The following is a 25,720-nucleotide window of genomic DNA, read 5'->3' as shown; positions in this document are numbered from 1 at the left end:
CCTCTCCCGGAGGGAGAGGGGACTGGACCGCGTCGATGCTGGATTCAACGCACGATCATCTGAATGTATCGCGGCTCAAATATCCCCCAATCGGCTCCCTCTCCCTTTGGGAGAGGGCTGGGGTGAGGGGGGCGGGTCAATCAGTGCTCTGAAACCTGCACCGGCAACTTCTGCTCCGGCTTCCAGCTCAGCAACTGCTGTTTATAGCCATAGCTGGCGGCTTGATAGTAAGTGATAGCCCGTTCAATCAACGGATCGGTCGCGGGCACGCGAGATTCAACACTGGCTGTCAGCGCTTCATCATGACGACGTAGCCCCTGGCGCGGGCTCAATATCGCCAAATCCTTGCCATCGAACAGTCCCAGGTGCTGGTAGTTGCCCACCACCACGCGCGGTGCCAGCGGATTGTCCTGCAACACGTTACGACCAAAGAATGTCGACTGGTAATCCATGTTCAACAAGCCGAGCAGGGTGGGTGCAAGGTCGATCTGGCTGGCCAGTTGCGCGTTCTCGCGTGCTTCAATCAGCTTTGGCGCATAAATGAACAACGGGATTTGATAGTTGCTGATCGGCAAGTCTTCTTTGCCCGCACTGCCCGCCGTGTGATCAGCCACGAAGACAAAGATCGTGTTGTCAAACCAAGGCTTCTTCCGTGCATTTTCGAGGAATTGGCCGATGGCGTAGTCGGTGTATTTCACCGCTCCATCGCGACCATTACCCGATTTGATGTCGATTCGACCTTCAGGATAGGTATAAGGACGATGGTTCGATGTGGTCATCAATTGCAGCAAAAACGGCTTCTGCTGGGCATAGTCTGTATCGGCCAGTTTCAGGGTTTCACGGTACAGGTCTTCGTCTGCCATGCCCCATGCGTTTTTGAAGTGGATGTCGGCTTCATTCACGCTGCTTTGGTCGACAACGCGATAGCCATTACCACTGAAGAAAGCATTCATGTTGTCGAAGTAACCACGGCCACCGTATACAAATACGCTGTCATAACCGACCGCATTCAATTGCTGGCCAAGGCTGGCAAAGCCGCTTTCACGACCGATGCGTTTCACGATAGAGCGCCCCGGTGTTGGCGGGATAGCCAGAGTAATCGCCTCCAGTCCGCGGTCCGTGCGGGTGCCGGTGGCATAGAAGTTATTGAAGTACAGGCTCTCTTTACGCAACTGATCAAGGTTGGGTGTCAGGTTGCGGCCATCGCCATTGCTGCCCAAATATTTGGCGCTCAGGCTTTCAATGGTGACCAGCACAATATTGGGCTGGCGCGCAGTGCCGGGGTTGTCGATATTGCGACGGATATCCAGCGGGTCCTTGCCGACAAATGTAGCGTTGGGCTCCGTCAATTCGCGGCGCAATTGGGGGGCCACTACCTCGGTGGGCAGGCTGGTGTAGAACTGCTGGTAATCGAGCTCGTTATTACGGAAGGCCGCAAAGAACTGGTACGGGCCGTTGCTGGCCAGTTCATGCTGATAGGCGTTGCCGCCCTGGCCGCGCGGGGCATCCTGATCAAGCAGTTGTAGACTAAGCCCGGCCACCAGCAACAAGCCAGCAAAGGAGGCGGCACGTCCGCGAAGGGTCGGTAGCGGTGCATTGATCGCCGCAGTGAATGGCTTGCGCAACGCAGCGCTCAGAAGGATGGCAACGATGCCAATGGCGCTCAGCAGCAGACCAATCGGGTAGGACTCCATGACGTTATTCAGGACTTCATCGGAGTAAACCAAATAATCCACGGCGATAAAGTTGAAGCGCACGCCGAATTCATCCCAGAACAGCCATTCCGCCACCGCAGTGAATAGCATCGCAAACAGGCTGACGGTCAGCAGGCCTTGCAGGAACCACTGATGCCCACGACGGCGCCATAGGGCCGGCGGACAAAGCAGCAAATACAGACCCAGGGGCAAAGCGGCATAGGTCAAAAAGCCCACGTCGTAGAGCAGGCCAATGCCAAACACAGGCAGCCAATGATTGCCCGCCTCGCCAAGGTGAGTGACCAGTAGAACGCCTCGGGTGATTAAAAAGGTCGCTAGCCAGCAACCGGTCAACAAAAGCAGATAGCGCATAGGCGCGGAGTACAGCAGACGCATGTGTGTTTTTCCTTAAACCCTGGGGTGCGTAAGTGTGCGGGCGCCACTGTAGGGGGGTTGTGAACCGTTGGTAAAAAAAATGTCATAAGCGCCCTACAGCTAACTAAACCGCATAAATGCCCCAGAGCGCTGGCTCTGTGCGGTGCCAGGACTTAAGCTGCGCGAGCCAACATGGCGGTAACTGCGTACGGAGAAGTGCCCATGCGAATTCTATTGGTTGAAGACAACCGCGATATCCTCGCCAATCTGGCCGACTACCTGGGGCTTAAAGGGTATACCGTGGACTGCGCGCAGGACGGTCTGTCAGGCTTGCATCTGGCGGCTACCGAGCATTACGACCTGATCGTGCTCGACATCATGTTGCCCGGTATCGACGGCTATACCCTGTGTAAACGTCTGCGCGAAGATGCACGCCGCGATACGCCGGTGATCATGCTGACCGCCCGCGATCAACTGGATGATCGCCTGCAAGGCTTCAAGTCCGGTGCGGACGATTACCTGCTTAAACCTTTCGCCCTTTCAGAGCTGGCGGCACGCATTGAAGCGGTCTTGCGTCGTGCCCAAGGCGGCGGCCGAAGAGAACTGCAAGTGGGTGACTTGAAATACGACCTCGACACCCTTGAAGTCACCCGCGAAGGGCGCCTGCTCAAACTCAACCCTGTCGGGCTTAAATTGCTGGCCGTGTTGATGCAGAAAAGCCCCCATGTGTTACGCCGCGAGGTCCTTGAAGAGGCCTTGTGGGGTGATGATTGCCCGGACAGCGACAGCCTGCGCAGTCATGTTCACCAGTTGCGTCAAGTGATCGACAAGCCGTTCGACAAACCCTTGCTGCAAACCGTGCATGGCGTGGGCTACCGCCTGGCCGAGAGCCGTGATGGAGTTTAAGCAAAGCCTTGCCCAGCGGATCATCATCGCTTTTGCGCTGATGAGCGCTCTGGTGGCGGGTACGTTCGCCATGGGCATTGTTGCTACGGTTCACCTGGTCGAAGAAAAACTCATTTCTGCTGGCTTGGGCGGTGACCTTCAGCGCTTGCTGCTGATGGATAACGTCGCTGACTGGAACCATCGTCCGGAGCCCGATCAGCTGTTTTATTACAGCGGCGGGCGCGGTGATTTTGCGCTGCCCAAAGACCTGCGCCATCTCGATCCGGGGTTTCATGAGGTCTTTCGTGATCAACTGTCGTACCACGCGATGGTTGAAGTCGTCGACGGGCGCCGCTACGTATTGCTGCAAGATCAAAGTGATTTTGAAGAGCGTGAGCGTGTTCTATTTGCCGTGGTGGTCGTTGGCTTTGTACTGGCACTCGCGTTGGCGGTCTTCCTCGGCTGGGTGTTGGCACGTCGGGTGATGGCGCCAGTGGTGCGGCTGGCGCGACAGGTGCGTCATCGCGAGCAGTTGCTGGGCCTGGCGCCACCTTTGGCGCCGGATTATGCCGCCGATGAAGTCGGCGAACTGGCCGTGGCATTCGACGCCACCTTGGGGCGGCTGCGTGACACCCTGACACGCGAGCGTTTGTTTACCAGTGATGTCAGTCATGAACTGCGCACGCCTCTGATGGTGCTGGCCAGTTCCTGCGAGCTACTGCTTGAAAACCCTTCGTTGGATCAGCGCAGTCGAGCACAGGTCGAGCGAATTTCACGCGCCTGTGAGGAAATGCGGGAACTGGTTCAAACCTTCCTGATGTTGGCTCGCGCGCAACACGAAGATGCCAACATTTCGCCGACGGTGACACTGACCACTGTGGCTGAAGGGCTGATCAGTTTGTGGCGGGGGCCTATCGAAGCCAAAGGTCTGGAGCTCATTTACGATCCAGGCAACCCGTCAGATACGCGTTACAACGCGACCTTTCTACACGCCGTGATGGGCAACCTGCTGCGTAATGCATTGCACTACACCGACACCGGTTTTATCCGTTTGAGCCTGGAGTCCACGGGTTTTGTGGTGGAAGACAGCGGCGTGGGCATTCCCGAAGAGAAACGCCAGGCCATGTTTCAGCCCTTTGTCCGTGGCAGCGAAAAACGGGGCGAAGGCCTGGGACTGGGGCTCTCGCTGGTGCAACGGATTTGTGACAGCCAGGGGTGGCGTGTGACGCTGACGACCATGGAGCCTAACGGCTGCCGTTTCCATGTTGAGTTGAACCCTGAAGACTAAAGATGCGTACAGCTAAGTGGCCCATAGCCAGTATTTGGGCTCTGTACAACCCTGCAAGGTTTGCCAGGCAAAGGCACATAATTTTCACTTTGTAATGACCTGTTAAGCACGTTCTCCTGATTAAAGTGGTGGCTAGACGCTTCAGGAGAGTCATTGTGAACTCAACAATCAAACTTAAATTTTCTGAAAGTACGACCCGCACTACGCGAACGAAGACTTGGCTAAACATCATGACGGTCTAAAGCGTCAACGCTGGTTCGCGCGGGTTTACGTATTAAGCAAGAGGCAATCAATGACCGCTGATTCAGTATCGCCATCCGAGGCTGCGACCGAAGATCGCTTTGAATTCTATTGGCAGCAGCAAGGCGAGTGGGTCGAGGAACCGAATCAGCGGCGCGGCGGCGAGAGCGGTGTGCAACGGATTCACGAACCCGGTGGGCGCCTGCTGTACGTCAAGCGTCAGGTCGGGCATACCTACCGTAGCTGGCGTTACCCGCTGGGGCGCCCAACGGTATTACGTGAGCGCGATGCATTGCTGGCCCTGTCTGACCTGTCGGTTGGCGTTCCCGAGTTGGTTTATTGCGCAGCCCAACAAGGTGCAGACAAACAATGGCGTGCACTCTTGGTGACCGCCGCCCTGGACGGGTTTATCGAAATAGACAATTGGTACGCCGCCGGTGAGCGCCAACGGCATGGCGAAGCGGTGCATGACCGGGTGCTGGAAACCATAGCCCGCAACCTTGCACGCATGCATCTGGGACGTTGGCAGCACAGCTGCCTGTATGCCAAGCATGTGTTTGTACGGGTTACCGGGACCGACGACAGCGCCGTGGTCGAAGTTGCATTGCTTGACCTTGAAAAGTGTCGTCAGCGGCTCACTGCGCACAAGGCCGCGGCGCACGATATGAAACAGCTTCGGCGCCATTCGTCGTGGAATGCCGATGATTGGAAAAAACTGAACTACTTTTATGAAAAGGTGTTTGGTAGCGCCATCAAAGGTTTACGGTGATGAAGAGAGAAATAGCACGAGGTTTGTTTTTGCTGGTGGCCCTGGCTGTTGCCTCCGTGGCCCTGGCCGCATGGGAACAGCCAGTGATGCAGGTGATTAGCGGGCCTAACAGTGCTAATTGCCCTTTGCCGCGCGTCATGAAAGTCACCGAGGCGGCACAGCCGGATCATGACCTGCTGCTGTTTATGTTTGGAATGGCCCAAGGCTTAAAAGGGCAGGGCTAGCCACCGCGTTATCGTTGCTGGCGATGAAGCGTTTTGCGACGTCATCGCCAGCAGCCACAGTGGTCCTTCACATCACATGCAAGTGGTTGTCCCACAACCCTGATGGCAAGTCCAATGGCTTGGCAGTCAGCGTGCTTTGGCGGCAATCATAGAAACGGCAACGCCCCTGGCCGGATGTGACGACAAAACCATCTTTTACCGCGGCTACCCCTGCGCAGTCGGGTAGAGGGGCGTCGAGGCGCAAATCGCTGTTGTCCAGGTCCCAGACAAAAAAACGATTACCCCGCGGTGCCGTCAAGGCGACTAACCGTAAGTCACTGTGCACCGCCACACTGGCTGTGTAGTGGCCCATGGCACGGAGCTGTTCTTCCTTCACTGGAAACGGCTCAAACGCTTTGCCCGGCCGTTTGATCGCCAACAATTCCGATAACGTCTGAGCGTCCCCCATAAATTGCTGACAGGCGACGATGGTGCCGTCATGGGCGATCCCCAAATGACGCACGCTGTTCATTTGTTGACTCAGCGTCTCTTTGCTCAGCAGGGTGCCATCGCGTTGCATCAGCACCAGACTGGGCTCCATCGCGTTCAGATTCATCTCGACGCGACTTTCGGCCTCGGTGCGAATTCCACCATTGGCAACCACCAGTGTTTCACCGTCGGGCATCCACGACACTTGATGCGGGCCAACACCGTGAGTCGAAATCTCGCCGCTATGGGTCAGGCGTTCGCCTTCAAAGCGGTAAACCCCGAGCAAACCTCGACCTGGATCCGTGGTGTCGTTTTCCGTTGCGTACAGCCACTCGCCATCCTTGTGGACCACAGCGTGACCATAAAAATGACGATTGGGCTGCGAGCTCACTGTTTGCAACAGTTGCCCGTCAGCCAGGCTGATCAGGTAGCTTTCGGTGCCAGGGCGCCGCGCCACAAACAACGCAATAGGCAAGGTTGGGTGGTTAATGATGTCATGGCAGCGCTGGCCGACCTGTGTGCTGAAGACTTGAGTGCCGTCCAGGCGATAGCCGACGGCAAAGTGATTGCCGTCAACATCGTCACGGGCACTGAGCAGTAATGGGCTCTGGCCTTTTTGCCGGAACAGCGACCAGCCACCCAAGGTGACAGCGCTTAGCAGTAAACTGCCTAGCTTGAGTGCTTGCCTGCGCATCATCGAACCCTCTTCATCAGTCGCCGTCGTTGGCGTTAAAGCCCAGCTGGATGCCCAGTGCTTTGGCCAGCTCACCTTCATGCAGACGGTGGACGACGTTCAGGCTGTCGTAGATCGCGTCCAGTTGGGCACGGCCAGCCTCGTCAGCCAGCAGTTCGCTGAGTGTGCGCTGGTTATCATTGAACAGCTTGAGCGATGCAGCGTACGCAGCGTCAATCTTGTCGGCCAAAGGCTTTTGATCGGACGGCAGCAAACCGCGCAAGCCCTTATTGTCGACACCGACCCAAACGGTCTGAGCGGCCGAGAGGCTGGCTACCAGACTTTGCAATGAAGACTGGCTGCGCCATGCCTCAGCCTGCAGCGGTTGGGCGATGCCCTTGCTCTGGCGGCCCATCGGCGTGCCGAGTTTCTTTTTCAGGGTGTCCAGTGCCGTGACCTGAACGCGCAGCAAATCGGCAATGGCTTCGTGGGAATCGGCATAGCGCTGGTTCGGGAACTTGCTCATCTGCGCGAGCATGCCGTCGGTGCTGTTCCAGCTCGCCAGAATTTCTTCGGCCAGTTGTTTCTGACGCTCGCCAATGGCGGTCAGCAGTGGGCAATAGCGGGCTTTTTGGGCCGCGTCAGCCAGATCGATGTTGCTGTCGAACAGAATGTATTCGTAGGCTGACAAGCCTTGCACCACGACGCTGGACTTGGCCAGTGCTGCGGCATCGATTTGCGGCTGGGCAATTACCAGTTGCTCCACCTGACGGCCGACCAGATTCTTTTTGTCCGGCCAGAACTGCACTTGCCACGAACGATTGCCCTCGGCCAATGGCCCGATCAGCAAAGGTTGCAGCTCGGCCCAGGCTTTTTGCGCGTGCAGGAAGTCGGCCCGTGCGGTTTCGAGGGTTTCCTTGCCTTCGCAATACGCCAGCGCGCTGACGGCCAGTTGCCGGTCAGCTTCAACCCAGCGGCTGTACGTGGGCAGAATCACCTGCTTGGCGATAGCGGCCGAGGTGACGGCTTGCGGATCTTGTGGCGAGCAGGCCGCCAAAGCGATAGCGGCAAGGCTGGTAAACAACAGCTTGGGTCGAAACATGTCGGAGTCCCCGATCGTGTAAAGCGTTTAAAGAGAATTCAGGAACGCCAGCAACGCAGCGCGCTGCTCGGCATTGAATTGCAATACGTGCTGCTTGGCCGCTTCAGCTTCGCCGCCGTGCCACAGCACGGCTTCGAGCAGGTTACGTGCACGGCCATCGTGTAAAAACTGAGTGTGACCACTGACGGTCTTCGTCAAACCTATCCCCCATAGCGGCGGGGTTCGCCAGTCGCTGCCCGAGGCGGCGAATTCGGTGCGATCATCGGCAAGGCCGGGGCCCATGTCGTGCAATAACAAATCGCTGTACGGATGAATGACTTGATTGGCCAGTTCCGGTTCTGCTGCGTTGGGCGACGTGGTGAATGTCGGCGTATGGCACGACGCGCAGCCCGCCTGATAAAACAGATTTTTACCGGCCAGCACTTGAGGTGAGCCCACATCCCGTCGTGCAGGCACCCCGAGGTTGCGGGTGTAGAACTCGACGAGGCGCAAAATATTGTCGCTGACTTCCGGCTCGCCCTGCGGGCCATTGCCGTTGGGTGCTGCCAGACAGTCAGTTTGGGCCGGGGTGCAATCATCAAACGGTCTCAGGCCAGTGGTCAGGCCCATATCACCAGAAAAGGCGTGAACATTTTGTTGATTGAGGTTCGGTTGCCCGGCTTTCCAGCCAAAACGGCCTAAAACAGTTTTTTGCTGTGCGTCGTCCCACACCCAGTTCGGACGCCCGGAAATACCGTCGCGGTTGTTTTTCTGCCGGTCGGCATTGGCCAGAATCGCTTCGTTGGGAATCGCCTCAAGCAAACCCAGACCAATCATTGGCGGGGCGATCCGCGCCGAGAAACGGGTGTCGGGGTGCATCGGGCCATAACCCAGTTGGGTGATTTGCAGCGTCGGTTTGCGCAACTGCACTTCGGTGCCGTCTTTGAAGCGCACCGGCACAGGCGTGTAATCAACCCGGACCTTGCCCTCGGGGGCAACACCGGGCACAGCCATATCCTGCAACTGGCCGCCATAGACCGGCTCGGGAACAATCCCGGCTTTCTCGATCAATTCGCGGTAGGCGGGGTCGTTGGGAATCGACAGACGCACCAGCATTGAAACGGAGTTGATAGCGTCCGGTGCAGGCGGGTGGCCGCGTCCGTCTTTGATATGGCAGTTTTGGCAGGCATTGGTATTGAACAGCGGGCCAAGACCATCACGTGCGGTGGTGGTGGAGGGCGCTATTACCCAAGGGTTGCGAAAGAAGCTGTTGCCGACGCTGAAATCCAGACGGCGCGTAGGCGAAAGGTTGGCGGACGGCATGGAAAACGCGTTTTGATCGCTTTTGCGCACAGTCGCGGCACCGCCTGAGCGGGCTTCGCCGGGCTCGGGTTTGGTGAAGCGCGGGGCATCATCACAGCCGCCAAGGCCCAGGGCCAACAGCAGCAGAGACAGGCGAAGAGGCAGCGAAGGCATCAAGCGTCCAGATCAGCGAGCAAAATCGAGGGCGCAAAGTTTATCAGGGAAGGTGAATTGAAATAAGAGGAATTAGCGTTTGGTTTGACGTGTGGCAGGCAAGCTCATGAGATTCAGCTTGCTTGTGAGGGGGGGGTAGTCTGGAGGTCAAACTGATCATGATTGAAAATGCCAATCAGCTTGACTGACTGGCAAAACGTTCGTCGATGACTCACATGAGTTAAATCTTGGATGGCTTGAAAATATAATAGGTATTTCCTACAGATTAATCAGAGATGAGCTATATACAAATTTTTCTTCGAATACTCTATGCTTTCTAAAAAAGCGGAGTAAACATGAAAATAATTTTAGCAGTGTTTATATTGGTTGCGATTTCTGGATGTGTAAATGCTCGGTTATTTCCTAAGACATACAGTCCGGAACTTGCTTACAAGTGTCAGACAGATCCGTACGGTTTTGATTGTTTGCACCCTCCTGCAGTGCTTAAAAATTAATATTTATCCAGATATGGTTTTTCGAATTTGGTGTCTGTGTGTATTAAAATTCCCATATAGGAATGGGTATTCCACTGGGCAATATATTTATCACGCTGAATGTTCTTTTTGGCTTGCGACCTGGAATAAATCCAAACCGAGCCCAGCATAAATTTCCAGTACGTTGATCATAGATGACTAAATTCCCATCGTTTTGTATAACCATACACGCGTTGAACCAGAGTGACTTATCAGTGCTGTGAGTGCTTTCAGCAATCCATAAACGTTTTCTGGATGGATCTTAGAGAAAACCACTATTGCTGATGACGAAATGAAGACGTTCGCGCATTTTCTTACGCTGCAAAGTTTTGCTATAAGCTTGATTGCTATCTGCTGACCAAATGGTAGATGCTCCCTCAGTAATCACCAAATTTCCATCAGCTTGTAGTACCAGTCTGAAACGCCCATTTTCAGACATAAGATATTGTCCTGGAGACATTGTTTGGTTTGGTGGTAGTAAGAGGGATCCGCTCGCTTGAAATGGGGTGTAAATTATAGTCATGTTGCTCTCACTCAATAAATAGCTGGGTGTTAATTAGATCGAGTTTGAGTGATGAGGTGGAGGTATATGTATATTGTTGTGAAAGCGTTAGTGATTTATTAATAGGCTGTCAATTTGGCGAAAATTATTAAAATATAATTACGAGTTCTTTTCTTTAGATAGCTGCTCGATAGCGATTACACCTAATGGATAGAGCCCAAAAAAAAGCGGCTCGAGGCCGCCTTTTTGTTTACTGACTTAAAACTTCAGATCAGAAATCGTGATCAGCATTATCCGGGTTCAGGTCACTGATACCGAGTTTGCCAGCGGCCTGCTCGATCGCGCCGGTCTGTTTGACCAGTGCGGCAATGGCGTCACGAACGACTTGGTTGCCCGCTTCGTTGCCCGCTGCGATCAACTGGTCGTAGTGCTCGCCTTTGTTGGCGTGATCAACCATGACCTGAATCTTGGCTTCGGTGTCAGCCAGATCGGATTTCAACGTGGCGTCTGCAGCTGGATCAACAACGACTACCAAAGACGACAGGCTTGGGCCGGTCATTTTGGTGCCGTCAGCGCGCACGTATTCGCCCAGGTACACGTTACGAATACCTTTGGCGTCGTAGAAGTGCGAGTTGTGGGTGTTGTCGCTGAAGCAATCCTGTTCGTCTTCCGGGGAGTTGGCTTCCAGCGACACTTTCATGCGCTCGCCAGCCAGTTCGCCCAACGACAGGCTGCCCATGCCAAACAGCATTTTGCGCAGGCCGTTTTGCGGGGTATCGGCTTCGAGGCTGGCGCGGTAGTTGTCAGGCACATTCGGCGCCCAGTTTCCGACCATTTCATTCAGGTCGTTGACCAGCAGTTGAGTGACGGCTTTGAGGTAAGCGCGACGGCGATCATTGTGCCCGCCGGTGGCGCCTTCGCCTTCAAGGTAGTCGGAGGCAGGACGATTGCCCGCGCCCGGGCCGGTGCCGTTCAGGTCCTGGCCCCACAGCAGGAACTCGATGGCGTGGTAGCCGGTGGCAACGTTGGCTTCGGAACCGCCCAATTCGTTCAAGCTGGCCAGTGTTTCTGGCGTGATTTCAGTCACGTCGACCTTGTCTTCGCCGATCTGGATCTCAGTGTTGGCGATGATGTTGGCGTTGGCACCGGGGTTGCCCAGCGCGCCTGCGTAGCTGGCGTCAACGTAGTCGATCAGGCCTTCGTCCAGCGGCCAGGCGTTCACTTGGCCTTCCCAGTCATCAATGATGGTGTTGCCAAAGCGGAACACTTCGCTCTGCAGGTAAGGTACACGGGCTTGAACCCACGCCTCACGCGCGGCTTTCAGGGTTTCATCGTTCGGCTTGGCGAGGAACGCGTCAATCGCGGTTTGCAGGTTTTTCGCGGTGGATTCTGCGTCGCTGTATACGGCGTGAACCATGTCGGCGTAGTGCGCGACTACGGCTTTGGCGGCGGCTTCATCGACTTTGGCTGCGGTCACATCAGTCGCTGGCGTTGCAGCGCTGGTGGCGGCTGCTGGCGTAGGTGCCGCTGCGGTTTTTTCCTTGTCCTTGTCGCCACATCCGGCGAGTGTGATAGCAATGGCCAGCAGACTGGCGGTGGCCAGGGGCATACGAATCATGGCGAAAATCCTGCTTCGAGAGGTGGGACAAGCGTGCGGCTGCACGCAAAACTGCGACATGATGCGAAAGATTTGCATTTTGTGTAAAGGGTTAGTGTTGGAAATCTTTCTTATTTACAGTGTCTCAGGTTGTTTCTGTCCCTAATCCTGAAATATGGATTTACAGAATGTGAGTGCGCCCACGCTCTTCCTGGACCAAATAGGCGCTCAAGGCTCGCGCAGACAGGGGTTTACTGTACAAGTAGCCCTGACCTTCATGGCAACCTTCCTTGATCACATAGGCTTCTTGTTCGAGGGTCTCGACCCCCTCGGCAATCACCTGCATGCCCAGGCTTTTACCCAACTGAATGATGGCCCGCACGATAGTGGCATCGTCGTCGTCATCTATCAGGTCCTGGACAAAACTTTTATCAATTTTGATTTTGTCCAGCGGCAGGCTCTTGAGATAGCTCAACGAGGAGTAACCAGTGCCAAAGTCATCAATGGCGATCATGGCCCCGGAGCGACGCAGGCTGAGCAAGTGTTGACGGGCCGTGTTGATGTCTTCCATCAGGCTGGTTTCGGTGACTTCCAGCTCCAGACTGCGCGGCGCCAGACGGTGGCGCTTTAACAGGCTATCGATCATCTGCGGCAATTCGGCATGGTGTAACTGCACTGTCGACAGATTGACCGCTATGCGCAGTTCACTGAAGCCCAGATCATGCCATTCCCGCAGTTGGCGACAGGCCTGGTCCAGAACCCACTCACCGATGGCAACAATGCTGGCGTTTTTTTCCGCCAGCGGGATAAAGAGATCAGGCGCGATCATGCCGTGCGTGGGGTGCTGCCATCGTAATAACGCTTCGACGCCCACAACACAGTGGTCGCTGTATCGAATTTGCGGCTGGTAAACAAGATAGAGCTGGTTGTGAGCCAAAGCTTCTTGCAGGTCTTGTTCGAGCTCACGCATGCGCCGCATTTGGCGATCCACGCTGGCAATATAAAACTGGTAACGGCCACGTGAACGGCTTTTCGCCAGCGTCATCGTTTGTTCGGCTTTTTGCAGCAATTGTTCAGCCGTGTCGCTGTCTTCGGGAAACAGGGTAATGCCGATGGTTGCCCGCAAGCGAATGGCGTGTTGACCCACGCTGAAAGGTGTCAGGAAGGTATCCAGAATACTTTGCGCCAATTCGGCGGCTTCGTAGGGCTGTTCAATGTGTGGCTGAACTAACGCGAACTGATCCCCGCCCAGGCGAGCCAGTGCCCCGACGGTTTGATTATGGGCTTGCAATCGGTCGGTAATGACCTGCAATAACTGGTCGCCAGTCTGATAACCGAACTGCTCGTTTATATCTTTGAAATCGTCCATGCCGACGCACAACACTGCGACACGGCGCTGGGAACGGCCTGCATCGGCCAGCGTTCTGCTCAATAGAGTTTGCAGTTGCTGACGGTTGGGCAGCCCCGTCAGAAAATCATGCTGAGTCATGCGCAGCAGCGAGCTTTCAGCTTCTCGACGTAGCTGCGTATTACGTTCAATAGACGCCAATAATTGATTGATCGTATTGACCCATACCCCTAATTCATTGTGCTGATGGCCCTTGAGCAGTGGCATGACTTGCTCACTGGGGTGATCAGGGTTGACGCGTGTCAGGTGTTGGATGATTTTCGAGAGAGGTCGGGTCAATAGCCAGTGGTACACCAGATACAGCACCAACCCCATCAGCAAAGCTCGTAAAACACCGGAGATAAAGACCACCCCGGCATTTGTCAGAAACGCTTCGCCATACATCGCGGTATCGAGGGAGATGCTCAAGTCACCGTAATACTCGTTGTATTGCGAATTACTTTTCAGCGGGATGGTGAATGTGCGCTCCTTACCCAAGATGTAATCGGTGAGCCAACGGTAGGGCGTGTCCTTCAGGGGGCGGGACTTTTGCGCAAGTAGCCCGGTGTTGGGGTTGCCTATTGAGGCTTGGCTTACCGAGTCATCCTGGAAGAGACCGTTGATGACTTGCTGAGCCATATCGCGATCAAGGTTATAGAGCGCTTGAGTGGATGGGTCGCGGAACATCACCAGCACACGCTGAGCGTCGTGCTCAAGGGTCCGGCGCGTTTCGTAGGTATTGAGCACGATTTGCGCGCAACTGATGACGACCCCTACGGCCAATGCTGAAAGCAGCACAACCCGGAGTAACTTGAGTGACAAGCTGTTCTTGAATTCCAGCCTCAAAGCGCAATTCCTTGTTTCTTGCCGTTACTGCTGTGGCCATGTGTGAAGGGGCATTGATGCGGGTGTTAGATGAAGCTATCTCACGATAGTCACAAAGACGAGTGTGCAGGTTTATTGTTAACTGGGCGTGAGTGGGTGATTTATCGTCATTAGGAAAAGAATAGCTGTTGGTGGGTTAGCCTGTGTGGGAGGAAAGCGCTTATGAGCAGGCAAAAAAAAACCCGGCAAGCCGGGTTTTTTACTGGGTATCAAGCTTAAGCGGTGAAGGTTTTGCCTTCGAACTGCTCAGCCACGAACTTCCAGTTAACGAGGTTCCAAAACGCTTCTACATATTTAGGACGTACGTTGCGGTAGTCGATGTAGTAGGCGTGTTCCCAAACGTCGCAAGTCAGCAGCGGGGTGTCGCCGCTGGTCAGCGGGTTGCCGGCGCCAATGGTGCTGGCCAGAGCCAGGGAGCCGTCAGCTTTCTTGACCAGCCAGCCCCAGCCGGAACCGAAGGTGCCGATGGAGGTTTTGCTGAACTCTTCCTTGAACTTGTCGAACGAACCGAAAGCAGCGTTGATGGCATCAGCCAGTGCGCCGGTAGGCTCGCCGCCGCCGTTTGGCGTCATGCAGTTCCAGTAAAAGGTGTGGTTCCAGACCTGAGCGGCGTTGTTGAAAATGCCACCCGAAGAGGTTTTAACGATCTCTTCCAGGGTTTTGCCTTCGAACTCGGTGCCTGGCACCAGGTTGTTCAGGTTCACGACGTAGGTGTTGTGGTGCTTGTCGTGGTGAAACTCCAGGGTTTCTTTGGAGATGTGCGGCTGCAGGGCATCGTGTGCGTACGGCAGCGGCGGCAATTCGAAAGCCATGATGATTCTCCTAATCAGGTCAGTTGCGATGAGCGCAAGGCCGATCACGGGCGGCCAAACACGCGCCGGGGAGTTTTTACTCTTTGCGGCGCAGGGCAGGATCATAGCACCGGGGTCGCGGCATAACCACGCGACAACTGTGTGGGATAGACGTTTCAGCAGGGTTGATTAAAAAAACGGCTTCATGCTCTTGAGTGAATCCCCAGCGTTTGACGTTGATCTTTCGCCCAACCTTGGTTCAGGGGGAGTGTCTGGGCGTTGAATGCATTAAGTAGCACAAGTCTTGTAGGAATCATCCGTAACTTTTTGAGAAACATCCCAAACTCGTCGTGTGGCATAGAACGACACAAGCACATAGCGCATTGTCCACGCGAACGAATAGTGCGGCATGTGTTGTAGGCAACCTTCTTTTGGCAATGACAGTTTTGTCTCGCCTTACATGACCTCCTGCGCGCGCCGGCACTCCTGGATAACCCCGTCGACATGGCAGTCTCAAGATGTCCCAATCTACGAACACTTTCTTTGACCACCGCCGCCACACACTGCACGTGCACGGGGTTGCTGCGCGATTGGACGTGTTGGTCTTTCAGGGCGAAGAAAGCCTGAGCCAGCCCTTCACCTACCGCGTGGAATTCACCAGCACCGAGCGCGACCTAGCCGCTGACAGCCTGCTCGGTCAGGACGCCAGTTTCAGCCTTCACGCCGCGCCGCAAACCGTGCCTTTTTTGGGCTTCACCAAGCCGGAAGTCAAACCGCTGCGCACGGTGCGCGGGGTCATCACCGGCTTCAAGCGTCTTTCCGACTCCGTTGACGAAGCCCGCTACGAACTCACCCTTGAGCCGCGTTTGGCCCTGCTCGGCCGAGGCAAACAGTTTCGTATTTACCAGCATCAATCGGTGCCGGAGATCGTCGAGAGCATCCTGCGCAGCCGTCACGACTTCAGAGGCCAGGATTTTCTGTTTGATCTGAAGCGCGAATACCCCAGGCGCGAACAGGTCATGCAGTACGACGAGAGCGACCTGGCGTTTATCGCCCGCCTGCTGGCCGAGGTGGGCATCTGGTACCGCTTCACCAGCGATGATCGGCTGCGCATCGACGTGGTGGAGTTTCATGACGATCAGCGCAACTACCAGTTCAATGTTGAGCTGCCGTACTACCCACAATCCGGCCTGAGCAGCAGCGCGCAGGATGCCGTCTGGCAACTGCAATCGAGCCATCAGGTGGTGGAAAAAAACATCAACATCCGCGCCTACCACCACCGTGACGCCAGGGCCTGGCTCGATGGCGAAGTCGACCAGACCCGCGGCGCCAAAGGCACCTACGGCGAGGCTTACCACTACGCCGAACCCTACACCGTGCGGGGCGATACGCTGGCACAGGACGAAGACCTGCAAAGCGAAAGCGGCTATTTCTATGCGCGTTTGCGACACGAGCGCTACCTCAATGGCCAGACCCAACTCAGCGGCATCAGTAGCAGCGCAACCTTGGCCCCCGCACAAGTTCTGAAGATCACAGGCGGCGCGCCGCAGGCCTTTGCGCCAAGGGCGGTGATCACCCGCATCATCACCCGCGCGGCCCGTGATAGCAGTTTAGTAGTCACCTTCGAGGCTATTCCCTATTCAGAAACCGTGTGCTTTCGTCCACCACTGCTGGCCAAACCGCAAATCGCCGGCACCGTCCCGGCCCGCGTCACCAGCCCGGATGCCAACTATCTCTACGCCGACTTAGACGAGGAAGGCCGCTATCGGGTGAGCTTCCTGTTCGACCGCGACACCTGGAAGCCGGGCCAGGAAAGCATGTGGCTGCGTTTGGCGCGGCCTTACGCCGGTGACACCCACGGCCTGCACCTGCCGCTGGTCCAGGGCACCGAAGTGGCAGTGGCGTTCGAGCAAGGCGACCCGGATCGCCCCTACATCGCCCATGCCCTGCACGACAGTGAGCACCCGGACCACGTGACCATGCGCAACGAGCGGCGCAACGTGCTGCGCACCCCGACCAACAACAAACTGCGCATGGACGATACCCGCGGCAAGGAGCACATCAAACTCAGCACCGAGCACAGTGGCAAGAGCCAGCTCAACCTTGGGCACATCGTAGATGCGCGCAAGCAAAACCGTGGGGAAGGTTTCGAGTTGCGCACCGATGGTTGGGGGGCGCTGCGTGCGGGCAAAGGGCTGTTTATCAGTGCCGATGAGCAGACCAAGGCCACCGGCGACGTACTGGCAATGCAAGCGGCCTCCAGTCAGGTTCAGGGCGCGGTGCAACAAATCGCCGACGGCCAGGAAATCGCCCAGGCCCACCACAGCCTCCAGCCCGACATCGCTGGCTTGCAGCAATTTCAGGACAGCGCCAAAGACCTGAACGGCTCGTCCATCTTGCTCAGTGCCCCACAAGGTATTGGCGCGGTAACCCCCGCCAGCCTGTTGCTCAAAAGCGGCGATGCGCTGTACGTGCAAAGCAACGACGAAATCAACCTGGCCGCCGCTCAACGCATGTCTCTGCATGCCAACCAGTCGATTTCACTGCTGGCGCAGCGCGAAGGCATGCGTCTGGTCTCCGGCAAAGGCCCGCTGGAAATCGAATCCCATGGCGATCTGATGAACCTGATCGCACAACAAGACATCACCCTGCAATCGGTACTGGGGCATCTGCAACTGACCGCCCTCAACGGCGTCACTCTGGCGTGCGGCGGTGGTTACATCCGCATAACCAAGGCAGGAGCCATCGACCTCGACTCCACCAGCAAGCTCACCCTCAGGGGGCAGCACGTCTGGGAAGCGATGGCCGGCCAGGGTTTTCCACTGCCGACGTTGCCGCAGTCGGTGTGTAAAGAGTGCCTGCAAAGGGCGCGAGAAAAGGCCATCGGCTTACTGAAACGCGAAGGCTGATAGGGAGAAATGCAGATGACAGCCTGTATTCAATGGCAAGAGCAGATCGAACAGGTATGTGCCAGCCTCGGCACTCAGAAAATTGACCTACTGCTTGACCAGTCCGCCTGGGACACCTGTGCAATCCCTGCGTTAAACGCCGTGAGGCCAGCCATTGCATGGTTCTCATTGTTCAGTGGTACGCCTGAGGAAAGCCTTCTGGAACAGGCCCCTCTGTTGATGCGTCTGGACTTGGCACATTGGCAGCATCAGGCCTGGCTGGAAGAGTTGATAAATTACTGCGCCACCGATGCGCGCCTGCTGGTGGTGATTTCACCGTTATCGTTCGAAGACTTGAGCCTTGCCCTGCAAGCCCTGTCGCACATGCAGTGGGGAGGGCAGGCTGGCCTGTTGCGCTATTACGACCCGCGCATCTTTGCGCCGCTGATGAGCTCCATTCTGACCCCTGACCAGCGCAATCAATACCTGCAAACTGCCACCTACTGGGGCTGGCTGGACCGCGACCATCAACCGCAGTGGTTGCCGGGTACGTGCCAGGCACAACAGCAAAGTAGCGACGTTAGCCCAATGCTGGTCCTCAGCGATCTGCAATGCGATGTGATCGGCTGTATCAGCGATGCACAGCGGCTACTGGATAGCGGCGACTTTGATTCTCTGGAGACGAGCCAGGAGCGGCGTTTCACCTCGTTATATTCATGGGCGCTGCAAGCCAGTCAGGAAAATTACTTTGGTGATTTGGCTGAATACGTGAGGCAAAAACGGTGAACTTCAAACAAGGAATATCGGAGAGTCAGTCTTTTCGCAAAATAAAAAAACCGTACCTGCTAGAGGTTGGCGTGCTGAAGCGATTTTGTTTAATCGTATTAATTAGCTTGGTAACTCTTATTGCCGGCTGCGGAACAATAGCTCAGCGAGACGGCACTTCGAGAACTTATCATAAATCGGCTTATTACTATGTTGGCGTTCAGTATGACTGGAGATTACTGATGTTGGAGGGGACCGGTAGTTATGATCCCCGTCCTATGTTGTGTTATCTGAGCGTCGTGTGCCCATTTGTGATCCTGGCCAGTATGCCGATAGATTTCGTATTCGATACGGTGATGTTGTACAGCGATCATGAAAAAAAGATTATCGCAAGGCAAGAGTTCAATCAGTATCTTCGGGATGAGTACTGCCTCGCTGAAAGCGGACCCAATGAAGCGGAACTCAAACCGTTGGGACGTGATAAGAGTTTCTGTTTGAGTGGAAGTGGTGAGTGATCGCGGCATTATTTATCTGACTGTGTGTTTGAAATTCTAGTGTGCCGCTTGTAGTCAAGGACATTGAAAGTCATGAGATTAATGATAAGAACATCACTGATGCAGGGGTTTTGTGGCGTGCTGGTCTTAATGCTGCTTGGGTGCTCTTCTGCGGACAATGAAATGGCGGGAGGGAATATACAAGCCATTAACCACACCTTGAGCGCTATTAATTGGTTGTCGGTTAATGGGTACAGGGCTGATGGAGGAGGGGGGCGCTCCTGCTGCATTATCATGCCGGTCAAATGGCGGCCAGGCTTGAAAGCCCAAATTGAATGGGAAGTTGATCCTGATCCTTTTGCTTCTTCACCGCCATTAGGAACAGATGAATTCAGAGCTTTTATGGTTAAGCATAAAGCCAATTATCAGCACCACAGCGCCACAATGGATATTCCGGAGTGGCCGGGGACAAAAAGATGTGGCCTTACAGTACATTTATTGGTCTGCAACCAGATAAAACTCACAAGTTCATGCTGGGCACCGCGCTCACCCAATTATCCCATTAAAGACCCTATGGAAATGAAGGAACCCGCTGTATGTCCGAAGTAAAAAATAGCGCCATAGCTAAAGTGTGGGCTCCTCCGTTATTTCCCGTAACGAGGGCAACAAAACTTTTGGTCCGAAGTTTGTTGGGTTTATTAGGTCTGGCGTTGGTAGGGTGCTCTTCTGCGGACAATGAAATGGCGGGCGGGAATATTCAAGCAGTTAATCACACCTTAGGCGGTATCAATTGGTTGTCGGTTAATGGGTACAGGGCTGATGGAGGAGGGGGGCGCTCCTGCTGCATTATCATGCCGGTCAAATGGCGGCCAGGCTTGAAAGCCCATATTGAATGGGAAGTTGATCCTGATCCTTTTGCAAAATTGCCGCCTCTTGGAACAAAGGAATTTGATGTTGCTATGGCTAAAGCGGAATCAAGTTATCAACGCCACAGCGCTACCTTGGATATTCCGGAGTGGCCTGGGACAAGAAGATGTGGCCTTACAGTACATTTTTTGGTCTGCAACCAGATTAAGCTCACGAGTTCATGCTGGGCACCGCGCTCACCCAATTATCCGGTTAAAGACCCTATGGAAATGAAGGAGCCTGCTGTATGTCCGAAGTAAAAAATAACTCTATAGCTAAAGTGTGGGCTCTTTCGTTGTTTCCCGTAACGAGGGTAACAAAACTTTTGGTCCGAAGTTTTTTGGGTATATTAGGTCTGGCGTTGATCGGGTGCTCTTCTGCGGACAATGAAATGGCGGGCGGGAATATTCAAGCCATTAACCACACCTTAAGCGGTATCAATTGGTTGTCGGTTAATGGTTACAGGGTTCATGGAGGAGGCGGGAGTTCGTGCTGCATTATCTTGCCGGTCAAGTGGCGTCCAGGCTTGAAAGCCCATATTGAATGGGAAGTCGATCCTGATCCGTTTGCAAAATTGCCGCCTCTTGGAACAAAGGAATTTAAGGTTGCTATGGCTGAAGCGGAATCTAGTTTTCAGCGCCACAGCGCTACAGTGGATATTCCAGAGTGGCAGGGTACTGATTCTTGTGGCCTTAAGGTGCATTTTCTGACCAGTAATAAGATTAAAGTCACAACTTCTTGCTGGGGTTATGGCTCACCTAATAATCCGATTAAAGAACCTAAGCAAATGAAGGAGCCCGCTGTATGTCCGAAGTAAAACATAACTCCATAGCTAAGGTGTGGGCTCCTCCGTTATTTTCCGTAACTAGGGCAACAAAATTTTTGGTCCGAAGTTTGTTGGGCTTATTAGGTCTGGCGTTGGTCGGGTGCTCTTCTGCGGACAATGAAATGGCGGGCGGAAATATTCAAGCAGTTAATCACACATTAGGCGGTATCAATTGGTTGTCGGTTAATGGTTACAGGGTTCATGGAGGAGGCGGGAGTTCATGCTGCATTATCATGCCGGTCAAGTGGCGCCCAGGCTTGAAAGCCCATATTGAATGGGAAGTCGATCCTGATCCTTTTGCAAAATTGCCACCCCTAGGAACAAATGAATTTGATGTTGCTATGGCTAAAGCGGAATCAAGTTATCAACGTCACAGCGCTACCTTGGATATTCCGGAGTGGCCTGGGACAAGAAGATGTGGCCTTACAGTACATTTTTTGGTCTGCAACCAGATAAAACTCACGAGTTCATGCTGGGCATCGCACTCACCCAATTATCCGATTAAAGAACCTAGACAAATGAAGGAGCCCGCTGTATGTCCGAAGTGAAAAATAGCGCCATAGCTAATGTGTGGGCTCCTCCGGTATTCCCCTTGTCGGGTCGTTTGCCGACGGAAGTTGCTACGGTAACTGCTAATTACAACAAACAAACAGCTGAGGAAGATCTTTTTCGCCAAGGGGTCAACGCCAGGGGGCAGAAGCGGCATTCCGACTGCTGTCATAGTCTTCATATCAGTTTGTTTTTTGATGGGACGAATAATAACGATAGTAATGACACCCAGAAGAATCACCCCAGTAATATCGCCAAACTCTATCATGCGTCGATTCAAGATAATGATGCGAAGGCTAAAGGCTATTTCTCGTATTACATGCCAGGTGTCGGCACTGCATTTCCCGAAATTGGTGAGCTGGACTACAGCAAAGAAGGACTCCAATTTGCCACGGGCGGTGAGGATCGCATTAACTGGGCGCTGGTTCAGGTAGCCAGTGCCCTGTCATTTGCACTGACTGCAAGCGGAATTGATGACCCAGTCGCCAAAACCAAGGTCGAGGCCATGAGCACCTTGACGGCGCCGCTGATGATTGCTTTCGGTACTCGCAAGCGCCGGGCCGTCATGGAGGGCCTGCTTAACCCGCTTAAACGCTCGACAGAGCGGGCCCGGCCGCGTGTGCTGGGGGTCAAGCTGTTTGTGTACGGGTTCTCCCGGGGGGCTGCCGAGGCTCGCACCTTTGTCACTTGGCTAAGCGAGTTGTTCGACACCCCAGAGGGGGCCGAGCGGCCCGCTCAATCTCTGATTGGGCTACCCGTGAGTGTCGAGTTTCTGGGGGTGCTGGACACGGTTGCCTCGGTGGGCATCGCCCATGCGGCCCCGTTCTTCGCAGGGCACATGGACTGGGCCGATGACACCCAGTTATTGCCGGACGCGCAGCGCTTCCCGAGGTTTGTGAAGTGTTGCCGACATTTTGTCGCGGGTTTTGAACAGCGCTCGTGCTTCCCGCTGGATTCGATCCGTAACGAAGACGGGCAATACCCCGCCGACACCTACGAAGTGGTGTACCCCGGTGTGCACTCCGATGTAGGTGGCGGCTACCCAAAAAATGATCAGGGCAAGGCCCGGGGTGGCACTAAGGAATTGGTGTCGCAGATCGTTCTGCATGATCTCTATGCCGCCGCCTTTTTAGCAGGAGCCCCACTGCAAGTGTTGGAAGCAGTGCTGCCAAAAAATCTGTTGTCGCAGGCGAAATGGCGAAGCATGGGGCGCGATACGGTAATGGAGTTCAACGTTAGCCCTTTAGTCATCGAACGCTTCAACGCCTGGCGCACCAAAACACTGCAGGTTATCGACACCGCTGAGCCCATGAACGGCCATGCCTGGGAGTACGAACCCATCCGGCTGAGCACCACCGTAGAAGATGCGCTGGCGGATCAATTGGGCTGGATGACCGGTTGGCGCATTGGCCGCTATGCCAATGATGAGAACGATAATAAAGACAGCTACACGCGTCAGCCGTTCTTCACCGAGGCCACTGAGTTCACCGCGTATAAAGATAGCGAAGCGAAGAAGGCCTACGAGGCCTTAAAGGCCGACGCTGTAAAAGCACGCATAAGTAACCCTCAGCACCCCGGCCCACCCATTTATGAGCCTCAAATCGACCAGACCCAACTCAGCCAGGCGGCCGCAGAGTTCAAGTTCGATTACACGGGGCGCAAGCGCGAGCAGACCAGCGTAGCGGGTACGTTTTTGGATGTGATGTTGCGAGATGCGGTCTACCTGCTCAATGAAGATGATGAGCGCCAGGACCACGCGACCCTCAGTGCCTTGGGCAAACGGCGCAGTGAACAATTGTTTCGTGACGCTCATGGCACGCCCAGCGCTGATCCGGACATGGCCCTGTTGGTGGCGTTGTTCGATGACCAGGTACACGACTCGCGGGCCTGGTTCATGTACGACACGCTGGAAACCCGGGAGATGTGGGCGGGTTACTTTTTTTACCGCATGACCTATTTCGGCAATGACAACAGCCGCGAATTGTCGCCAGTGGTCGTGGCCGGTCGCATTGTGGGCGTGGCGATGATCGCCGGGGCCACGGTGTATGGCATCAAGCGCGGTGGCGCCTTGGGTGGGTTGAGCGGGTTTGCGGGGGGGCTCGGTGCGGCGAGCATCGGCTATAAGGTGTTCGATAAGGCCACAGGCCTGACGCTGCCGTTTCTGCCGGGGGCTGAGAAAAGCCTGCAACCGACCCGCCATATTGGTCAGGTCGCGGCCGAGCAAAAGCGCCAGATTACGTGGGATGACGCCATGCGACGCATCGAGCAGACCAATGCAATGCTGCGCCAAACGGGCAGTCTGGTCGAGCAGGTGAAGGGGGTGGCCCCATGAAGCCTCTGATACGTGTAGGCGACCCCTTGCGTCCCTTCGGCGGCGAGGTGCTGACAGGGCACTACGAGGCTTTCGGTAAACCGGTCGCCTGTGTCGATGATCAAGCCCGCTGCAACCTGCATGGCATGACGCACATTATTGAAGGCGCTAGCGGTTCAACCATAGACGGCAAGCCGGTGGCGCTGGACGGGCACCGTTGCGCGTGCGGTTGTGAGTTGGTCAGCACCCTGGCGACGACTTCGATGTCGGTTGCGCCATGAACCGTCCTCCTCACTATCCCGAGTTTACTGAACCCGGCCCACCCCGCTGGCGACGTTGGTGGCTAGGGCTGACCTTACTGTTCGGGTTGCAGTCGGCAGCCTTGTGGATGCTGTGGCCCAAGGAGCAGCCGCGTCTGGATGGGTGGCTCTGGAGTGCCGTGCTGGTGCTGTGCTGGGCGCTGATTTTGGCGGTACGTGTGTTGGTGTGGCAGATCGCGCTGTTCAACCGCAGGGTGTACCTGCGCACGGTAGAGGCGGGCGTGCAGCGTTGGTGGCAACACCGCTCTTTGGGGTTGCCCGTACAGGATGTGGTGTTGCTGGGCCCCAAGGGCGACGAGCAAGCCAATTATCAACGGCTGATGACGGGCGCGGCCCTGCCTAAGCCCGCGACGCCGTCGGGTGCCACGCAGCCCATGCTGCGCTGCGCCTTATCGCTCAGTGATATCACCGAGCGCACCCCGGCCTTGGCTCGGCACTTGGCGCGCTTGACCCTGGAGCGGCCAGGGGTGGCCGAGTGCTGGCCGCATCTGCGTGCGATTGCCTGGGTGGGGGATGAGAGCAGCCAAGCTGCTTTTGTGGGCGTGCTGACCCGCAAGGGCGTGGTGTTGCCCGAGCCCCGTTTGCCCTTGCACAACCTGAAAGATCTGGACGACTTGATTGATACCTTCCACCGCGATTGTCGCGGCGAGAACGACTGGCTGTTGTGCGCCGGCGTGGTGTCGGTGGAGCGCACCGACGATAACGAGCTGCCCGGTGAAGCGGGCTTTCTTTGGCGGGTCAGCCGAACGGGTCGGCAGTTAGTACACCGGGGCGAGTACCAGGCGGGCGAATCGCCTGCCGAACTCTGCGCGCAGTTGCAGCGTTACGCCGGACTGCAAGCGCCGCCGAGCACCTGCCTGGCGTTGGATAAAACCAGCCAGGCAGCGTTTGTGGAGGGAGGGTGGTCGGCGGTGGAACATCAACTGGCCGGGCAATGGGGCGTGTTGGCGGACTTGGCGCCGTTTATCGGCATGTCACTGGCCTTGCTGCAAGCGGGAGAGGCCAGCCAGCCCTGTGGTTGGCTGAGTCAGGATGCAAACAAACGATTGGCGATTGGAGTGGCGGTGCCTCATGGCAACAGTTAAGGACGTGGGTAAAGGTTCGTTGGTGCGCGTGGGGTTGGGCTACCTGCTGATCATGACGCTGGTGGTGTTGCTGGGTGGCTTGTTGTATAGCCTGTGCGGCGATTATTTGGGCTGGCCGAAGATTGCGCATAAGCAGTTGGTGCTGTGGGGGCTGGGGGTGTGGTTTGCGCTCTGCTGGTTATGCCCGGTCATTCTGCTGGCATGGGATCATCTGGCGGTTCGCCAGGCGTCGCGTGTTGTGGGGCCGGATGCCCAAGCGCCGATCTCGCCCTTGAGTCCGGTATCTTCGGCGCGAGACGGATCAATCGTAAGAGCGCTGCGCGAACACCTGCGCGACGACTACGGCCTGTTCTGGCGTCGCAAAATCCGCCTGCTGCTCGTCGTGGGCGAGCCCGCCGAGGTCGACGCCATCGCCCCCGGTTTGAGGGATCAGCTCTGGCTGGAAGGGCAGGACACGGTGTTGCTGTGGGGCGGCAGTGTGCGGGGCGATGGGGCGTTGCTCACAGAATGGAAAGGTTTGAGCCATTGGCGTGGGCTGGACGGGGTGGTCTGGGCGTTGAGCAAACCCCAAAGTGTCGATGCCACCTTGATGAGCGCAGGCGTCCGCTGCCTGCAAGAGTTGGCCCGCGAACTGCACTGGCAGTTGCCGCTTCACCTTTGGCAAGTCTGCGACAGTGAATGGCCGCAGCCCAAACGTGCTGCCCAGCCAGTCGGTTGTCTGTTGCCGGC

General features: G+C 55.7%; 22 protein-coding genes and 1 pseudogene. 15 read left to right on the top strand and 8 right to left on the bottom strand.

Features of this window, described 5'->3' with window-relative positions; all coding sequences use genetic code 11:
- Nucleotides 1-140 precede the first annotated feature (140 nt).
- Entirely contained in the window at nucleotides 141-2,090 is a 1,950-nt protein-coding gene (locus GHN86_RS03685) for an LTA synthase family protein (protein ID WP_153386142.1), read from the bottom strand.
- A 201-nt stretch (nucleotides 2,091-2,291) separates the two neighbouring features.
- On the opposite strand from GHN86_RS03685, the gene colR reads away from it, so the two are divergent.
- From colR to GHN86_RS03665, 4 genes are all read left to right on the top strand, one after another.
- Nucleotides 2,292-2,975 carry a two-component system response regulator ColR gene (gene colR, locus GHN86_RS03680; protein ID WP_060690978.1) on the top strand — a complete coding sequence of 228 codons (684 nt, stop codon included), beginning with the start codon at nucleotides 2,292-2,294 and terminating at the stop codon, nucleotides 2,973-2,975.
- A complete protein-coding gene (locus tag GHN86_RS03675; RefSeq protein ID WP_153381569.1) occupies nucleotides 2,965-4,242 on the top strand; it encodes a sensor histidine kinase in 1,278 nt (425 codons plus the stop codon). Before colR ends, GHN86_RS03675 begins: the two co-directional genes overlap by 11 nt.
- 292 nt (nucleotides 4,243-4,534) lie before the next feature.
- Complete coding sequence (locus GHN86_RS03670) at nucleotides 4,535-5,251, top strand: lipopolysaccharide kinase InaA family protein (protein WP_153381567.1); 717 nt, start codon at nucleotides 4,535-4,537, stop codon at nucleotides 5,249-5,251.
- Nucleotides 5,251-5,475: a hypothetical protein gene (locus GHN86_RS03665; protein WP_153386140.1), complete on the top strand. Its 225-nt coding sequence runs from the start codon at nucleotides 5,251-5,253 to the stop codon at nucleotides 5,473-5,475. Before GHN86_RS03670 ends, GHN86_RS03665 begins: the two co-directional genes overlap by 1 nt.
- 67 nt (nucleotides 5,476-5,542) lie before the next feature.
- Here the strand turns inward: GHN86_RS03665 and GHN86_RS03660 are convergent, their stop codons facing one another.
- From GHN86_RS03660 to GHN86_RS03630, 7 genes are all read right to left on the bottom strand, one after another.
- On the bottom strand, nucleotides 5,543-6,640 hold the full coding sequence (locus tag GHN86_RS03660; protein ID WP_153381563.1) for a DUF1513 domain-containing protein: 1,098 nt from the start codon (nucleotides 6,638-6,640) through the stop codon (nucleotides 5,543-5,545).
- A 13-nt stretch (nucleotides 6,641-6,653) separates the two neighbouring features.
- Nucleotides 6,654-7,718 (bottom strand): imelysin family protein, encoded by a 1,065-nt coding sequence (locus GHN86_RS03655; RefSeq protein ID WP_153381561.1) that lies wholly within the window; start codon nucleotides 7,716-7,718, stop codon nucleotides 6,654-6,656.
- 27 nt (nucleotides 7,719-7,745) lie between these two features.
- Nucleotides 7,746-9,173 carry a di-heme oxidoredictase family protein gene (locus tag GHN86_RS03650; protein WP_153381559.1) on the bottom strand — a complete coding sequence of 476 codons (1,428 nt, stop codon included), beginning with the start codon at nucleotides 9,171-9,173 and terminating at the stop codon, nucleotides 7,746-7,748.
- Between the two features lie 774 nt (nucleotides 9,174-9,947).
- Nucleotides 9,948-10,208 carry a hypothetical protein gene (locus GHN86_RS23585; protein ID WP_228384984.1) on the bottom strand — a complete coding sequence of 87 codons (261 nt, stop codon included), beginning with the start codon at nucleotides 10,206-10,208 and terminating at the stop codon, nucleotides 9,948-9,950.
- 250 nt (nucleotides 10,209-10,458) lie between these two features.
- Entirely contained in the window at nucleotides 10,459-11,805 is a 1,347-nt protein-coding gene (locus GHN86_RS03640) for an imelysin family protein (protein WP_153381557.1), read from the bottom strand.
- A gap of 160 nt (nucleotides 11,806-11,965) precedes the next feature.
- Nucleotides 11,966-14,017 (bottom strand): putative bifunctional diguanylate cyclase/phosphodiesterase, encoded by a 2,052-nt coding sequence (locus GHN86_RS03635; protein WP_153381553.1) that lies wholly within the window; start codon nucleotides 14,015-14,017, stop codon nucleotides 11,966-11,968.
- Nucleotides 14,018-14,271: 254 nt separating this feature from the next.
- Nucleotides 14,272-14,868 (bottom strand): superoxide dismutase, encoded by a 597-nt coding sequence (locus GHN86_RS03630; RefSeq protein WP_153381551.1) that lies wholly within the window; start codon nucleotides 14,866-14,868, stop codon nucleotides 14,272-14,274.
- Between the two features lie 497 nt (nucleotides 14,869-15,365).
- Between GHN86_RS03630 and GHN86_RS03625 the strand changes: the two genes are divergently transcribed.
- The 11 genes and pseudogenes from GHN86_RS03625 to GHN86_RS03575 form a co-directional block, all read left to right on the top strand.
- Nucleotides 15,366-17,756: a type VI secretion system Vgr family protein gene (locus tag GHN86_RS03625; RefSeq protein ID WP_153386138.1), complete on the top strand. Its 2,391-nt coding sequence runs from the start codon at nucleotides 15,366-15,368 to the stop codon at nucleotides 17,754-17,756.
- 9 nt (nucleotides 17,757-17,765) lie between these two features.
- A complete protein-coding gene (locus tag GHN86_RS03620) occupies nucleotides 17,766-18,521 on the top strand; it encodes a DUF4123 domain-containing protein (RefSeq protein WP_153386135.1) in 756 nt (251 codons plus the stop codon).
- Nucleotides 18,518-19,015, top strand: coding sequence for a YceK/YidQ family lipoprotein (locus GHN86_RS03615; RefSeq protein WP_153381545.1), 498 nt, complete (start codon nucleotides 18,518-18,520; stop codon nucleotides 19,013-19,015). The genes GHN86_RS03620 and GHN86_RS03615 overlap by 4 nt, the downstream gene beginning before the upstream one ends.
- A 72-nt stretch (nucleotides 19,016-19,087) precedes the next feature.
- Complete coding sequence (locus tag GHN86_RS03610) at nucleotides 19,088-19,603, top strand: DUF3304 domain-containing protein (protein WP_153381543.1); 516 nt, start codon at nucleotides 19,088-19,090, stop codon at nucleotides 19,601-19,603.
- Nucleotides 19,591-20,160 carry a DUF3304 domain-containing protein gene (locus GHN86_RS03605; protein WP_153381541.1) on the top strand — a complete coding sequence of 190 codons (570 nt, stop codon included), beginning with the start codon at nucleotides 19,591-19,593 and terminating at the stop codon, nucleotides 20,158-20,160. The genes GHN86_RS03610 and GHN86_RS03605 overlap by 13 nt, the downstream gene beginning before the upstream one ends.
- Nucleotides 20,148-20,717 carry a DUF3304 domain-containing protein gene (locus GHN86_RS03600; RefSeq protein WP_153386134.1) on the top strand — a complete coding sequence of 190 codons (570 nt, stop codon included), beginning with the start codon at nucleotides 20,148-20,150 and terminating at the stop codon, nucleotides 20,715-20,717. Before GHN86_RS03605 ends, GHN86_RS03600 begins: the two co-directional genes overlap by 13 nt.
- Nucleotides 20,705-21,274: a DUF3304 domain-containing protein gene (locus tag GHN86_RS03595; RefSeq protein WP_153381539.1), complete on the top strand. Its 570-nt coding sequence runs from the start codon at nucleotides 20,705-20,707 to the stop codon at nucleotides 21,272-21,274. Before GHN86_RS03600 ends, GHN86_RS03595 begins: the two co-directional genes overlap by 13 nt.
- Nucleotides 21,262-23,607: a T6SS phospholipase effector Tle1-like catalytic domain-containing protein gene (locus GHN86_RS03590; RefSeq protein WP_153381537.1), complete on the top strand. Its 2,346-nt coding sequence runs from the start codon at nucleotides 21,262-21,264 to the stop codon at nucleotides 23,605-23,607. Before GHN86_RS03595 ends, GHN86_RS03590 begins: the two co-directional genes overlap by 13 nt.
- Complete coding sequence (locus tag GHN86_RS03585) at nucleotides 23,604-23,867, top strand: PAAR domain-containing protein (RefSeq protein ID WP_153381535.1); 264 nt, start codon at nucleotides 23,604-23,606, stop codon at nucleotides 23,865-23,867. Before GHN86_RS03590 ends, GHN86_RS03585 begins: the two co-directional genes overlap by 4 nt.
- A 107-nt stretch (nucleotides 23,868-23,974) precedes the next feature.
- Nucleotides 23,975-24,991: a hypothetical protein gene (locus tag GHN86_RS03580; RefSeq protein WP_153381607.1), complete on the top strand. Its 1,017-nt coding sequence runs from the start codon at nucleotides 23,975-23,977 to the stop codon at nucleotides 24,989-24,991.
- Nucleotides 24,978-25,720 (top strand): annotated as a pseudogene (locus tag GHN86_RS03575) (type VI secretion protein VasK); the annotation flags it as partial. The gene GHN86_RS03580 and the pseudogene GHN86_RS03575, both read left to right, overlap by 14 nt.

Source organism: Pseudomonas helleri (assembly GCF_009600315.1).
Lineage (GTDB): Bacteria > Pseudomonadota > Gammaproteobacteria > Pseudomonadales > Pseudomonadaceae > Aquipseudomonas > Aquipseudomonas helleri_A.
The sequence above is the reverse complement of the archived record's forward strand: the minus strand, read 5'-3'. Positions and strand labels throughout refer to the sequence as shown.

Excerpts from the sequence above, each read along its gene's own strand:
- GHN86_RS03605 (WP_153381541.1), top strand. The coding sequence starts at position 19,591 with ATGTCCGAAGTAAAAAATAGCGCCATAGCTAAAGTGTGGGCTCCTCCG.
- GHN86_RS03600 (WP_153386134.1), top strand. The coding sequence starts at position 20,148 with ATGTCCGAAGTAAAAAATAACTCTATAGCTAAAGTGTGGGCTCTTTCG.
- GHN86_RS03650 (WP_153381559.1), bottom strand. The coding sequence starts at position 9,173 with ATGCCTTCGCTGCCTCTTCGCCTGTCTCTGCTGCTGTTGGCCCTGGGC.
- colR (WP_060690978.1), top strand. The coding sequence starts at position 2,292 with ATGCGAATTCTATTGGTTGAAGACAACCGCGATATCCTCGCCAATCTG.
- GHN86_RS03595 (WP_153381539.1), top strand. The coding sequence starts at position 20,705 with ATGTCCGAAGTAAAACATAACTCCATAGCTAAGGTGTGGGCTCCTCCG.
- GHN86_RS03590 (WP_153381537.1), top strand. The coding sequence starts at position 21,262 with ATGTCCGAAGTGAAAAATAGCGCCATAGCTAATGTGTGGGCTCCTCCG.
- GHN86_RS03685 (WP_153386142.1), bottom strand. The coding sequence starts at position 2,090 with ATGCGTCTGCTGTACTCCGCGCCTATGCGCTATCTGCTTTTGTTGACC.
- GHN86_RS03630 (WP_153381551.1), bottom strand. The coding sequence starts at position 14,868 with ATGGCTTTCGAATTGCCGCCGCTGCCGTACGCACACGATGCCCTGCAG.
- GHN86_RS03660 (WP_153381563.1), bottom strand. The coding sequence starts at position 6,640 with ATGATGCGCAGGCAAGCACTCAAGCTAGGCAGTTTACTGCTAAGCGCT.
- GHN86_RS23585 (WP_228384984.1), bottom strand. The coding sequence starts at position 10,208 with ATGACTATAATTTACACCCCATTTCAAGCGAGCGGATCCCTCTTACTA.
- GHN86_RS03620 (WP_153386135.1), top strand. The coding sequence starts at position 17,766 with ATGCAGATGACAGCCTGTATTCAATGGCAAGAGCAGATCGAACAGGTA.
- GHN86_RS03655 (WP_153381561.1), bottom strand. The coding sequence starts at position 7,718 with ATGTTTCGACCCAAGCTGTTGTTTACCAGCCTTGCCGCTATCGCTTTG.
- GHN86_RS03585 (WP_153381535.1), top strand. The coding sequence starts at position 23,604 with ATGAAGCCTCTGATACGTGTAGGCGACCCCTTGCGTCCCTTCGGCGGC.
- GHN86_RS03625 (WP_153386138.1), top strand. The coding sequence starts at position 15,366 with ATGTCCCAATCTACGAACACTTTCTTTGACCACCGCCGCCACACACTG.
- GHN86_RS03610 (WP_153381543.1), top strand. The coding sequence starts at position 19,088 with ATGAGATTAATGATAAGAACATCACTGATGCAGGGGTTTTGTGGCGTG.
- GHN86_RS03640 (WP_153381557.1), bottom strand. The coding sequence starts at position 11,805 with ATGATTCGTATGCCCCTGGCCACCGCCAGTCTGCTGGCCATTGCTATC.
- GHN86_RS03670 (WP_153381567.1), top strand. The coding sequence starts at position 4,535 with ATGACCGCTGATTCAGTATCGCCATCCGAGGCTGCGACCGAAGATCGC.
- GHN86_RS03580 (WP_153381607.1), top strand. The coding sequence starts at position 23,975 with ATGCTGTGGCCCAAGGAGCAGCCGCGTCTGGATGGGTGGCTCTGGAGT.
- GHN86_RS03675 (WP_153381569.1), top strand. The coding sequence starts at position 2,965 with ATGGAGTTTAAGCAAAGCCTTGCCCAGCGGATCATCATCGCTTTTGCG.
- GHN86_RS03665 (WP_153386140.1), top strand. The coding sequence starts at position 5,251 with ATGAAGAGAGAAATAGCACGAGGTTTGTTTTTGCTGGTGGCCCTGGCT.